This is a genomic window from Pseudomonas sp. TUM22785 (assembly GCF_028198105.1).
Taxonomy (GTDB): Bacteria; Pseudomonadota; Gammaproteobacteria; order Pseudomonadales; family Pseudomonadaceae; genus Metapseudomonas; species Metapseudomonas solani.
In genome coordinates, this window is record NZ_CP116239.1 from 269106 (window position 1) to 281098 (window position 11993).

At 68.2% G+C, this 11993-nt stretch carries 11 protein-coding genes; 8 read left to right on the top strand and 3 right to left on the bottom strand.

Annotation, left to right across the window (positions count from 1 at the left end; genetic code table 11):
- Positions 1–24: 24 nt before the first annotated feature.
- Complete coding sequence (locus PI990_RS01320; protein ID WP_271659615.1) at positions 25–2838, top strand: S8 family serine peptidase; 2814 nt, start codon at positions 25–27, stop codon at positions 2836–2838.
- A 144-nt stretch (positions 2839–2982) separates the two neighbouring features.
- Here the strand turns inward: PI990_RS01320 and PI990_RS01325 are convergent, their stop codons facing one another.
- Entirely contained in the window at positions 2983–3879 is an 897-nt protein-coding gene (locus tag PI990_RS01325; protein WP_271659616.1) for a LysR substrate-binding domain-containing protein, read from the bottom strand.
- 213 nt (positions 3880–4092) lie between these two features.
- Here PI990_RS01325 and PI990_RS01330 point away from each other — a divergent pair, with 213 nt between their 5' ends.
- From PI990_RS01330 to PI990_RS01350, 5 genes are all read left to right on the top strand, one after another.
- A complete protein-coding gene (locus tag PI990_RS01330) occupies positions 4093–5211 on the top strand; it encodes an ABC transporter ATP-binding protein (RefSeq protein ID WP_271659617.1) in 1119 nt (372 codons plus the stop codon).
- A gap of 14 nt (positions 5212–5225) precedes the next feature.
- Positions 5226–6152, top strand: coding sequence for an ABC transporter permease (locus PI990_RS01335; protein WP_271659618.1), 927 nt, complete (start codon positions 5226–5228; stop codon positions 6150–6152).
- Entirely contained in the window at positions 6152–6952 is an 801-nt protein-coding gene (locus PI990_RS01340; RefSeq protein WP_021218206.1) for an ABC transporter permease, read from the top strand. The genes PI990_RS01335 and PI990_RS01340 overlap by 1 nt, the downstream gene beginning before the upstream one ends.
- A 17-nt stretch (positions 6953–6969) precedes the next feature.
- A complete protein-coding gene (locus PI990_RS01345; RefSeq protein WP_271659619.1) occupies positions 6970–8004 on the top strand; it encodes an ABC transporter substrate-binding protein in 1035 nt (344 codons plus the stop codon).
- A 64-nt stretch (positions 8005–8068) separates the two neighbouring features.
- Positions 8069–9529, top strand: a complete 1461-nt coding sequence (locus PI990_RS01350; protein WP_271659620.1) for an amidase — start codon at positions 8069–8071, stop codon at positions 9527–9529.
- A gap of 67 nt (positions 9530–9596) precedes the next feature.
- On the opposite strand, the gene PI990_RS01355 is transcribed toward PI990_RS01350, so the two are convergent.
- Entirely contained in the window at positions 9597–10574 is a 978-nt protein-coding gene (locus PI990_RS01355) for an NADPH:quinone oxidoreductase family protein (protein WP_021218209.1), read from the bottom strand.
- Positions 10575–10763: 189 nt separating this feature from the next.
- Between PI990_RS01355 and PI990_RS01360 the strand changes: the two genes are divergently transcribed.
- Entirely contained in the window at positions 10764–11180 is a 417-nt protein-coding gene (locus tag PI990_RS01360; RefSeq protein WP_021218210.1) for a flagellar basal body-associated FliL family protein, read from the top strand.
- Positions 11181–11203: 23 nt separating this feature from the next.
- Here the strand turns inward: PI990_RS01360 and PI990_RS01365 are convergent, their stop codons facing one another.
- Positions 11204–11653 carry an EVE domain-containing protein gene (locus PI990_RS01365; protein WP_271659621.1) on the bottom strand — a complete coding sequence of 150 codons (450 nt, stop codon included), beginning with the start codon at positions 11651–11653 and terminating at the stop codon, positions 11204–11206.
- A 203-nt stretch (positions 11654–11856) separates the two neighbouring features.
- Here PI990_RS01365 and PI990_RS01370 point away from each other — a divergent pair, with 203 nt between their 5' ends.
- Complete coding sequence (locus PI990_RS01370; protein WP_021218212.1) at positions 11857–11985, top strand: hypothetical protein; 129 nt, start codon at positions 11857–11859, stop codon at positions 11983–11985.
- The last annotated feature ends 8 nt before the right edge of the window (positions 11986–11993 follow it).

The following is an 11993-nucleotide window of genomic DNA, read 5'->3' on the forward strand; positions in this document are numbered from 1 at the left end:
CGTGGACTTCATCGGACGAGCCCCATGGCGTTACCCCTTCCTCCCCTGCGTCTTCCCCGCCACCTGCTGGCCATCGCCCTCGGCACCTGCATCAGCGCACCCGCCTGGGCCACGCCCTTGCCGCCGGTCGAACTGCCCGGGGCCATCCAGAACGAATTCGTGCGCCTCTACCAGCTGCCGGACGACATGCTGCGCCTGCAGTTGGAGCCGGCCCTGGAGATCTTCCCCGAGTACCGCGAGCAGTTGATCCGCTACCTGGGCGAGGAAGCCGGCCCCGAGCGCCAGTCCCTGCTGGGCGATATCGCCCACGCCACGCCCAAGGAGCGCCTGGCCTGGTTCCGCACCACCCCGGCCAAGGTGACCCTGGCCGTCGCTGCGGTGGGCGCCGTCGCCGTGGCCCGCTCCGGTGGTGGCGGAGGTGGTGGTGGTTCCAGTGCCCCGGCCAGTCCGCCTGCCCAGCAGCCGGCACCGCAGCCGCCGACCCAGCCGGTACAGCCTCCGGTCCAACCGCCTGTGCAGCCTCCAGTTCAACCACCGGTCCAGCCACCCGTGCAGCCTCCGGTTCAACCGCCGATCCAGCCACCTGTGCAGCCTCCGGTCCAACCACCGGTTCAACCTCCCGTCCAGCCAGAGCCTCCGGTACAGCCGCCCGTGCAACCGCCGGTCAACCCGGTGGACCCGGCGCAGTTCCGCACCGCCGAGTTCCGCGCCACCTGGGGCCTGGGCAGCATCAAGGCCGAGCACGCCTATGCCCGGGGCGCCACCGGTGACGGCGTGACCGTGGCTGTGGTGGACACGGGCGTGGATGTGGACCACCCCGAGCTGCGCGACCGCATCGTCGCCGGTGGTGATGGGGTGCGTGCCGGCGGCCCGCGCATGACCGACGGCAATGGCCATGGCACCCACGTCGCCGGCACCATCGCGGCCGCCCGGGACGGCCAGGGCATGCATGGCGTGGCGCCGGACGCCCGCATCCTGCCGGTGAAGTTCCTCGACGACGGTGTGCAGGGCAACGAGACCCTGGGCACCCGCGACGCCTTGCGCCGGCAGGTGGACCTCGGCGCCCGCGTCTCCAACAACAGCTGGGGCGAGCGGACCAACGTCGCCAGCGGTGGCTACCGTTCGCGCACCCTGGCCGACCTCGACGAGAGCCAGCGCGCCTACTACCGCGACACCCTTGCGCCGCTCTACCGCGAGGCACAGCGCGCCGGCCTGGTGTTCGTCTTCGCCGCCGGCAACAACGCCACCGGCGACACCGGCCTGGCCGCGCAGCCGAGCCTCTATGCCGCCCTGCCGATCCTCGCGCCGGATCTCCAGGGCCAGTGGCTGGCGGTGGTCAACATCCAGGACAACGGCAGCATCTCCGACGGCTCCCACCGCTGTGGTGACGCCCGCGCCTGGTGCCTGGCGGCGCCGGGCAGCTGGGTCTACTCCAGCGTGCCGGGGGGCGGCTACGGCCATATGAGCGGCACCTCCATGGCCGCGCCGCATGTTTCCGGCGCCCTGGCGCTGCTGATGGACCTGTTCCCCACCCTCAGTTCCGCCCAGGTCACCCAGCGCGTGCTGGTGTCGGCGGACAAGACCGGCCGATACGCCGACCAGGACGTCTATGGCCAGGGCCTGCTCGACCTCGACGCGGCCAGCAGCCCCATCGGCGGCTTGATGATCAACACCGCCAGCGGCGAGGTGATCGCCCTCGACCGCGCCGGCCTGGCGGAAAGCCCGGCCCTCGGCAACGCCCTGCGCCAGTCCCTGGCCAAGGTCGACCTGGTGCTCAAGGACAGCCTCGACGCGCCCTTCCTCGCCAGCGGCGCCCTGCTCGGCGAGCAAGACGGCAACCGCCAGGCGCGCCTGGACACCGACGCCTATCGCCAGCGCCTGGAGGACGAGTACCGCATGACCGAGGTCAGCGATGGTCGCGGCCTCAACCTGCGTTTCAGCGAAGGCACCGAGGGCAGCGGCATGCAGTCCCTCGGCCAGGTGCAGGCCTTGCAGCAGCTGGACGACCTAGCCATCAGCGCCAGCCTCAACACCGACCCGTCCTGGAGCCAGGGCCTGACCCGCCTCGACCGGCGCCTGGGCCAGGACGGCACCACCCGCGCCTTCGCCAACCCCTACCTGAGCCTGGAGCAGCAGGCCAGCGGCGCCGGCCTGCACTGGCAGGCGTCCTCCAACTGGAGCGGCGGCGTGCAGGTGCAGATGGCCGAGGCCGAGCAGCGCTTCGTCGATCGCTCCGACCATGCCCGCCAGCACAGCGTGCTGGGTGAATGGCGCTACCAGGGCGAGCAGGGCATCGGTCTCAGCCTGCAGGGCGGCGTGCTGAACGAGCAGCAGCGCCTGCTCGGCAGCCAGGGCGAGCAGTGGCTGGGCAAGGGCAATACCCGCACCTGGTTCAACGGCCTCAACCTGAGCTTGACGCTGAACGAGCAGTGGCAGCTGTTCGGCCGCTACAACACCGGCCTCAGCCAGGTCTCCGGCGGGCGCTGGCTGGAGTCGGCCAACCTGCGCAGCGACAGCTTCAGCCTTGGACTGGTGGGCCAGCCGGATCGCCAGTGGCAAGTGGGCGCGCTGGTCTACCAGCCCCTGCGCGTACGCGGCGGCGACGCCTCCATGCAGCTGCCCACCGGCCTCAATGCCGACAATAGCGTGGCCTGGCGTTCCACCAGCCTGGCGCTGGACGCCGAAGGGCGGCACATGGAATACGAGATGTTCTTCCGCTACGAACTGCCGCGCTGGCCGATGACCTTCAAGGGCAGCCTGCTGCACGTGCGCGACTACCAGAACCAGCCGGGCAACAACGACTCCATGGTGCTGATCAACACCAACCTGCGTTATTGATCTACAGGTCCCGCCTCTTGCGTTGCTCGTAGGATGGGTAGAGCGAAGCGAAACCCATGCGGTAAGCCCGGGCAGGGTGCTCGCCGGGAAGGCCGCTTGATGGGTTTCGTACCTCTACCCATCCTACGGTCAACCGGCCGGGGATCACGCCAGCTCGGGGAATTCCGCGCGCAACTCGGCCGCCAGCCAGCCGAGGAACCACTGGATATCGGCACTGACCTCTTCGGTCGACAGCAGCGCCTGGTAGCTCTCCAGCGGCGCCTGCCGCTGCACGGGGCGTACGAGGAGGCCGGCAGCCAGCTCCTGGCTCACCAGCACCTCGTTGGCCAGGGCGATGCCGTGGCCCTTCTCGGCCATGCTCAGGGCGTGGTCGTTGCTCACGTAGAGCACATCGGAACTGACCCGTACCTTGCAACCTACCGCGGCGAACCAGGCATTCCACCATTCGCCGTCGTCCACGTGGATCAGCTTGTGCCGCGCCAGTTCGTCCGGTCCGGCGATGGGGCCGTGGGCGGCGAGGTAGTCCGGCGAGCACACCGGGAACACATTGGGTTGCAGCAGGGTGGCCTGGCACTGCGGGTACTGCCCGGGCATGCCGTAGACGATGCCCAGGTCGGCACCCTGGCCGTCCACTGCGGTGAAGGTGGGGTTGGGTTCGATGGCGATCTTCAGCCCCGGCCGCAGCTGGCGCAGCGACTCCATGCGCGGCATCAGCCAGCGCTTGGCGAAGGCCGGCACGGCGAGAATGCGCAACCAGCGCGGGGCGTCGCTGGCCGCCACCTCGGCGCCGGCCTCGGCGATCTGCCGCAGCGCCCGCGACACCTTGGCGTGGTAGCGCCGCCCGGCCTCGGTGAGCACCACGCCACGCGGCGTGCGCTCCAGCAGCTGCACGCCCAGCCAGTCCTCCAGCAAGCGCACATGACGGCCGATGGCCGGCTGGGTGACATGCAGCGCCCGTGACGCGGCGACGTAGCTGCCGAGGCGTGCGGCCGCTTCGAAGGCGCGCAGGGCGTTGAGCGGCGGCAGGCGTGGTTCGGCCATCACGTGCTCCTGGCTGTTAATTTTCTTAACAGCCAATGTAAGGAAATTGAAGTTTCCTGTCGCGGGTATTTGGCCGAGTATCCGGCCCAGGCAGCGCCATAACGACAACCCGCGCGCCCGCTCCACCCGCTCGCCACGAGCCCTCAGTCCTGCCCAGAACAACGAGAAGTCCCGCCAGCGGACAACACGCGGCGAGGACACGGAGGTAAGGCCATGAACGCCCTGCATGCAGTGCAGACCGCAGCGGTATCCATCCGCGCGGTACGCAAGGTCTACGGCGATCCGCAATCCGGGCCCGTCGCCCTCAAGCACGTCGACCTGGAAATCCGCGACAACGAGTTCTTCACCCTTCTCGGCCCATCCGGCTGCGGCAAGACCACCCTGCTGCGGATGATCGCCGGCTTCGAATACCCCAGCGCCGGCAGCATCCACCTCTACGGCGAAGACATCGCCGACCTGCCGCCCTATGAGCGCCCGGTCAACACGGTGTTCCAGCACTACGCGCTGTTCCCCCACATGACCATCGCCGAGAACCTCGCCTTCGGCCTCGAATCCCGGCCGCTGGGCAAGAGCATGAGCCGCGCGCAGGTCGCCGAGCGCGTGGCCGAGATGCTCGCCCTGGTGCAGATGGAGCGCTTCGCCGACCGTCGCCCGACGCAGCTTTCCGGCGGCCAGCAGCAACGTGTGGCCCTGGCCCGCGCCCTGGCGCCGCATCCCCGCGTCCTGCTGCTGGACGAGCCGCTCTCGGCCCTCGACCTCAAGCTGCGCCAGGCGATGCGCGAGGAGCTCAAGGCGATCCAGGCCAATACCGGCATCACCTTCATCTTCGTCACCCACGACCAGGAAGAGGCCCTGACCCTGTCCGACCGCATCGCGGTGTTCTCGGAGGGCCAGGTGCAGCAGGTGGGCACCCCGCAGGAAATCTACGAGCGCCCACGCAACCGCTTCGTCGCCGACTTCATCGGCGAAACCAATTTCCTCGATGCCCAGGTGCTCAGCCTCGATGGCACCCGGGCGTTGTGCCAGGGGCCGGGCGGGCAACCGTTCCAGGCCGAATCCGTCGACGGCGTGCTGCCGGGCAGCCGGGTCAGCCTGTCGATCCGCCCCGAGCGCGTGCACCTGGGCGGCGTCGATACCGCCGGCGCGCTGCCCTGCCGGGTGGAGGCGCAGGTGTACCTGGGCACCGACCTGCAGTACCGGGTGAGCCTCGACGACGGCACCCGGCTGACCGTGCGCATGCCCAACAGCCTGGAGCGCCACCAGCGCTTCGGCGTCGGTGAACGGGCCGCGCTGCAGTTCGAGAACGGCAGCGCCAGCGTTCTGCTGGACTGAGCCCGGAGGCAGACATGCATCGATCGACACGCTCCGGCGCTGCCCTGCACGAGCGCCGGCAATCCCTGCGCAACCTGCTCGGCGTCAGCCCGGCACTCCTGGCCATCGGCCTGTTCCTGATCGTCCCCATCCTGCTGGTGGTCGGTTATTCGCTGATGGAGGCCAACCCCTACGGCGGGGTCGAGCCGGTGTTCAGCACCGAGGCCTACCTGTCGCTGCTGTTCGAGCGGCAACTGGACGACAGCCTGGCCTTCGTCGACGCCTACCTGCTGATCGCCCTGCGCTCCATCGGCATCGCCGCGGCAACCACGCTGGTGACCCTGCTGATCGGCTTCCCGGTGGCGGTGTGGCTGGCCATGCAGCCGCCGCACAAGCGCGGCCTGCTGATCTTCCTCATCACCGTGCCGTTCTGGGCCAACCTGCTGATCCGCACCTACGCCTGGATCCTGCTGCTGCGCGAAACCGGCGTGGTCAACGGCACGCTGGTGGGCCTGGGGCTGATCGACCAGCCGCTGCAGTTGCTCTACACCGACGGCGCGGTGCTGCTGGGGCTGGTGTACACCTACGCGCCCTTCGTGGTGCTGCCCATCTACGCGACCCTGGAGAAGATGGACATGCGCCTGCTGGAAGCGGCCCAGGACCTCTACGCCGGCCGCTGGCGCACCCTGCGCAAGGTGGTGCTACCCATCGCCCGGCCGGGCATCCTCGCCGGCGCCATCCTCACCTTCGTGCCCTGCCTCGGCGCCATGGTGGCCCCGGAGCTGCTCGGTGGCGGCACGCGGATGATGCTCGGCAACCTGATCTTCCGGCAGTTCAGCGACGCCCGTAACTGGCCCTTCGGCTCCGCCCTGGCGCTGGTGCTGATGGCCGCGGTGATGCTGGTGCTGACCCTCTACGCACTGCGCGCCGAGCGCGTGCGCATCGCCCGGGGAGGTGTGTGATGAACCTGTTCAAGCGCCGCCTCGGCGTCCACCACTTCCCTGGTTTCGGCGGCTTCAGCCTGCTGTTCTATCTCTACCTCTACGCGCCGATCCTGGTGCTGGTGGTGCTGTCGTTCAACGCCAACCAGTCGGCCACGGTCTGGAGCGGCTTCAGCCTCGACTGGTACCGCGCCGCCTTCGCCAACCAGGCGCTGCGCCAGGCCGCCGGCAACAGCCTGCTGATCGCCCTGTGCGCCAGCCTGATCGCCACCGTGATCGCCACCCTGGCGGCCCTGGCCACCTCGCGCGGCGCACGCTTCAAGGGCCTGCGCCTGTCGATGGGCACCATCATGCTGCCGCTGGTGCTGCCCGAGATCGTGGTCGGCGTCGCCACCCTGGCGCTGTTCTCCACCCTTGGCCTGTCCCTGGGCTACGGCAACCTGATCATCGCCCACACGGTATTCTGCATCCCCTTCGCCTACCTGCCGATCCGCGCCCGCCTCAACGACATGGACCTGTCCCTGGAGCAGGCCGCCGCGGACCTCTACGCCGGGCCCTGGCGCACCCTGCGCAAGGTCACCCTGCCGCTGCTGATGCCGGGGATCTTCTCCGGGCTGATGCTGGCCTTCATCGTCTCGCTGGATAACTTCGTGATCTCGATGATGGTCTCCCAGGCCGGCACCACCACGCTGCCGATCTTCATCTTCGGCCTGCTGCGCATGGGCGTGACGCCCGACGTGAACGCCGTGTCGACGCTGATCCTCGGCGTCTCCGTGCTCTTCGTGACCCTGTCCTACCTGCTTGGCAGGCAAAGAACCTGACCCTGGAGAATTGACGCATGAAAAAGCTGATCGCTGTTCTGGGCACCTCGCTGGGCCTCGCCCTGGCCGCCAATGTGCAGGCCGCCGGCACGCTCAACGTCATCAGTTGGAGCGGCTACTTCTCGCCGCAGATCCTGGAGAAGTTCGAGAAGGAAAGCGGCATCAAGGTCACGGTGGACTCCTACGATTCCAACGAGACGCTGCTGGCCAAGCTCAAGCAGGGCGGCGCCGGCTACGACGTCGCCATCCCCTCCCACCAGTTCGTGCCGATCCTCATCCAGGAGCAGTTGCTGGAGCGCTTCGAGCCCGGCAAGGAGGCCTACTACCAGGGCTTCACCGCCAACCTGCAGAAGCCCGCCTGGGACCCGCAGGGTGCCTACGCCGCGCCCTTCATCTGGGGCACCACCAGCGTGGTGGTCAACCGCGAGCGCTACCAGGGCGAGGCGGACAGCTACGCACTGCTGTTCAAGCCGCCGGCGGAGCTGCAGGGGCGCATCAACATGTTCGACTCGGTCAGCGAGGTGATCGACACCGCCAGCCTCTACCTGGGCATCCCGCTGTGCAGCGAGGACCCCAAGCAGATGCAGCAGGTGCTGGCGCTGCTCAAGGAGCAGAAGCCCCATGTGCGCACCTACAGCTCCAAGGCCGGTGCCATCCGCGAGAGCCTGGCGGCCGGCGAGCTGGACATGTCGATGTTCTGGGGCGGTTCCTCGCTGCGCGCACGGGAGATGAAGCCGAGCCTCGAATACCTGTACCCGAAGGAAGGCGTGATGACCTGGGTAGATAATCTGGTGATCCCCAAGGGCGCGCGCAACCTCGATAACGCCAAGGCCTTCATCGCCTTCCTCAGCCAGCCGGAGAACGCCGCGCTGACGCAGAACTTCCTCAAGCACCAGAGCCCGGTGCAGGGCGTCGAGCCCTACCTCGAGCCGGGCCTCAAGGACGCGCCGGAGCTGCACATCCCCGACGGCACCAAGGTGGTGTTCAGCCAGACCTGCGGCGCTGGCGCCATCCGCCTGGCCGACCGCCTGTGGACCAACCTGATGCGTTGATGAACACCGCCCCCGCCGGTGCGGGGGCGCATAACCAGAACGAGACGGAACGAGAACACTGCCCATGAGTCATGCAACCCCGATCAGCGAACTGGTGCGGCTGCCGGCCGCCGAGCTGGCCGAGCGCATCCGCACGCGCGATGTGTCCTGCCGCGAGGTGATGCTGGATTACCTGGCCCATATCGAGCGCTTCAACCCGGCGGTCAATGCGCTGGTCAGCCTGCAGCCGGCGGACGCGCTGCTGGCCCAGGCCGACGAGCGCGACGCCGAGCTGGCGCGTGGCACCCACTGGGGCTGGATGCACGGGCTGCCCCACGCGGTGAAGGACCTCTCGGCAGTCAAGGGCATCACCACCACCTACGGCTCGCCGCTGTTCCGCGACCATGTGCCGGCGCGTGACGGCATCATGGCCGAGCGCCTGCGCGCCGCTGGGGCGATCTTCATCGGCAAGAGCAACACGCCGGAATTCGGCCTCGGCTCACAGAGCTACAACCCGCTGTTCGGCGCCACCGGTTGCGCCTTCGACCCGAGCCGCACGGCCGGCGGCAGCAGCGGCGGCGCGGCGGCGGCCCTGGCGCTGCACCTGGTGCCGGTGGCCGATGGCAGCGACATGATGGGCTCGCTGCGTAACCCGGCGGCCTTCAACAACATCATCGGCTTCCGCCCGTCCCAGGGCCGCGTGCCCTTCGACGACAGCGCCGACCTGTTCTTCGACCAGCTCGGCTACGAGGGGCCGATGGGCCGCAGCGTGCGCGACGTGGCCCTGCTGCTCTCGGTGCAGGCGGGCGGCGATGCCCGTGCGCCGCTGTCCATCCCCGGCGATGGCGCGGCCTTCGCCGGCTCGTTGCAGCGCGACTTCAAGGGCGCGCGGCTGGGCTGGCTGGGCGACCTCGACGGCCAGTTGCCGATGCAGCGTGGCGTGCTGGAGCTGTGCCGCACCGCCCTGAAGGACTTCGAGGCGCTGGGCTGCGTGGTGGAGGAGACGAGCCTCGGCTTCCCCCGCGAGCGGCTCTGGGACACCTGGCTGACCCTGCGCCACTGGCTGGTGGCCGGCGGCCTGGGGGCGGCCTACGACGACCCGGCGACGCGCGCGCAGCTCAAGCCGGAGGCCTGCTGGGAAGTGGAGAACGGCCTGCGCCTGACCGGCCAGCAGGTCTACCGCGCCTCGGCGGCCCGCAGCGACTGGTACCGCGCCATCAGCCGGCTGTTCGAGCGCTTCGACTACCTGCTGCTGCCCAGCGCCCAGGTGTTCCCCTTCGACAAGACGCAGCACTGGCCGCAGGCGATCGAAGGTGTGGCGATGGACACCTACCACCGCTGGATGGAGGTGGTGATCCCCGGCACCCTGTCAGGCTGCCCGGTGGCCAATGTGCAGGCGGGGTTCAACGGCGACGGCCTGCCCATGGGGCTGCAGATCATCGGCCCGCACCAGAAGGACATGGCGGTGCTGCAACTGGCCCACGCCTATGAGCAGGCCAGCGACTGGTTCCGTCGTCGTCCGGCAACGCTGCTGGCGGCCGGGTAAGGCAACCGGAAAGAAAAGGGCCCGCCCCCGTTTCGTGGCGGGGGCGGGCCCAGTACTGCTCGTTTGACTAGCGGACCTTCACGACCACCTTGCCGACGGCCTTGCGCTGGCCGAGGGCGTTGATGGCGTCGGCGGATTTCTCCAGCGGGAACACCTGGGAGACCAGCGGCTTGAGCTTGCCTTCGGCGTGCCAGGCGAACAGTTGCTGGAAGTTGGCCAGGTTGTCCTGGGGCTGGCGCTGGGCGAAGGAGCCCCAGAACACGCCCACCACTGCGGCACCCTTGAGCAGGGTGAGGTTCACCGGCAGCTCGGGGATGCGGCCGCTGGCGAAGCCGACCACCAGCAGGCGGCCGTTCCAGGCGATGGAGCGGATGGCTTCGTCGAACAGGTCGCCGCCCACCGGGTCGTAGATCACGTCCGCGCCCTGGCCACCGGTGAGTTCCTTGACCTTCTCCTTGAGGCTCGACTCGCTGTAGTTGATCAGCTCGTCGGCGCCGGCGGCCTTGGCCACTGCCAGCTTCTCGGCGCTGCTGGCCGCGGCGATCACCTTGGCACCCATGGCCTTGCCGATCTCCACCGCCGCCAGGCCGACGCCACCGGAGGCGCCGAGCACCAGCAGGGTCTCGCCCGGCTGCAGGTTGGCGCGCTGCTTGAGGGCGTGCATGGAGGTGCCGTAGGTCATGCCGAAGGCGGCGGCGGAATTGAAGTCGATGCCCTTGGGGATCGGCATCACGTTGTAGCCGGGTACCGCCACCTGCTCGGCGAAGCTGCCCCAGCCGGTCAGCGCCATGACCCGGTCACCGGGCTTGAGGTGGGTGATCTTCTCGCCGACGGCGGCAACGGTGCCGGCGGCCTCGCCACCCGGGGAGAAGGGGAACGGCGGCTTGAACTGGTACTTGCCTTCGATGATCAGCGTATCGGGGAAGTTGACCCCGGCGGCATGCACGTCGATCAGCACTTCGTTCTTCTTCGGCTCGGGGCTGGCAACCTCTTCGAGCACCAGGGTTTCGGCTGGGCCGAAGGCTTTGCACAGGACGGCTTTCATGGACGCTTCCTCAACGTGGATGCCGGCGCGAAGGGCGCGGCAGGTTGGCCTGATGGCTTGGCAGTGTAGGTAGCCCGCCCGGTGGGTCAACGAGCATGGCCTGGCCTGATAGCCGTGCATAAGCGTCGGGCTTGGGCCGGCGAGCAGGTCTGGCTATGCTAGTCGCACGCTTATTCAGGAATCACACCCGTGAAAACCACCCTCGCACTGTTGCTGGCCCTGCTCATCCCCTTCGCCGCCCTGGCCAACGAGGAGAAGGAAGAACCCAAGGAGGGCGAAGCCCCGAAGATCGCCTACGTCGGCCTGACGCCAGCGCTGGTGGGCAATTACGGGGCGGGCCCCAAGCTGAAGTACTACAAGGCCGATATATCCCTGCAGGTGGCGGGCGCGGACGCGGCCAAGTCTGTGGAGTACCACGAGCCGCTGATCCGCAATCAGCTGGTGATGCTGTTCTCCCAGCAGACCGACGACAGCCTGGCCACGCCGGACAGCAAGGAGAAGCTGCGCCAGGAAGCGCTCAAGCAGGTGCAGCAGGTGCTGCAGCAGGAAGAAGGCAAGCCCCTGGTGGACGACCTGCTGTTCAACAACCTGATCATCCAGCCCTGAGCTGACCGGGCCTGGGCTCGCGCTCAGCGCAGCGTGAGCACCGCCTGCCATTCCTCGTCGCGCACCGGCATCACCGAGAGGCGCGACCCCTTCTGCACCAGCGGCATCGCTTCCAGTGCCGCTTGCGCCTTCAGCGTCGCCAGCGGGATGACCCTGGGGAACGCCTCGACAAACTCGACGTCCAGGGCGCTCCAGGGGTTCTTCTCGGGGCTGGCCTTGGCGTCGAAGTAGTGGCTTTGCGGGTCCAGGGCCGTCGGGTCCGGGTAGGTGGCGCCGACGATGCGGGCGATCCCGGCGATGCCCGGTTCCGGGCAGCTGGAGTGGTAGAAGAAGAACAATTCGCCCTCCTGCATGGCACGCATGAAGTTGCGCGCCTGGTAATTGCGCACCCCATCCCAGCGTGCACGACCCAGTCGTTGCAGGTCATGGATCGACAGTTCGTCGGGTTCCGATTTCATCAACCAATAAGGCATGAACTTTGCTCCTGCCGTCCGGTCCTTGTCGCGGACGAAAAATCACCAACGGGCCGACGGTCGGCTGGCGTCATAAATTGCGTGTTCTCCATCGTTGCCGGAGAATGCCGCACTTTAAAGCGGATGCCGCCAGGCAGCCCATAATTAAAAGCACCCGCCGCAAGTCATCGCGGCACGTTTGCCTTGAAGGGGGAGGCAATCCGATGAAACGCAAACCCGATCTTCTCTGGGTACTGGTCATACTCTTCGGCCTGGGCGTGGTTACCACGGGTTACACCCAGAGCCTGTGGGAACAGCGCCAAGGCGCGCCGGTCAGCATCCAGCAGCCCTGATTTCCGAG

Coding starts and splice junctions, on each gene's coding strand:
- PI990_RS01370 (WP_021218212.1), top strand. CDS start 11,857: ATGAAACGCAAACCCGATCTTCTCTGGGTACTGGTCATACTCTTCGGC.
- PI990_RS01345 (WP_271659619.1), top strand. CDS start 6,970: ATGAAAAAGCTGATCGCTGTTCTGGGCACCTCGCTGGGCCTCGCCCTG.
- PI990_RS01330 (WP_271659617.1), top strand. CDS start 4,093: ATGAACGCCCTGCATGCAGTGCAGACCGCAGCGGTATCCATCCGCGCG.
- PI990_RS01355 (WP_021218209.1), bottom strand. CDS start 10,574: ATGAAAGCCGTCCTGTGCAAAGCCTTCGGCCCAGCCGAAACCCTGGTG.
- PI990_RS01335 (WP_271659618.1), top strand. CDS start 5,226: ATGCATCGATCGACACGCTCCGGCGCTGCCCTGCACGAGCGCCGGCAA.
- PI990_RS01320 (WP_271659615.1), top strand. CDS start 25: ATGGCGTTACCCCTTCCTCCCCTGCGTCTTCCCCGCCACCTGCTGGCC.
- PI990_RS01365 (WP_271659621.1), bottom strand. CDS start 11,653: ATGCCTTATTGGTTGATGAAATCGGAACCCGACGAACTGTCGATCCAT.
- PI990_RS01350 (WP_271659620.1), top strand. CDS start 8,069: ATGAGTCATGCAACCCCGATCAGCGAACTGGTGCGGCTGCCGGCCGCC.
- PI990_RS01340 (WP_021218206.1), top strand. CDS start 6,152: ATGAACCTGTTCAAGCGCCGCCTCGGCGTCCACCACTTCCCTGGTTTC.
- PI990_RS01325 (WP_271659616.1), bottom strand. CDS start 3,879: ATGGCCGAACCACGCCTGCCGCCGCTCAACGCCCTGCGCGCCTTCGAA.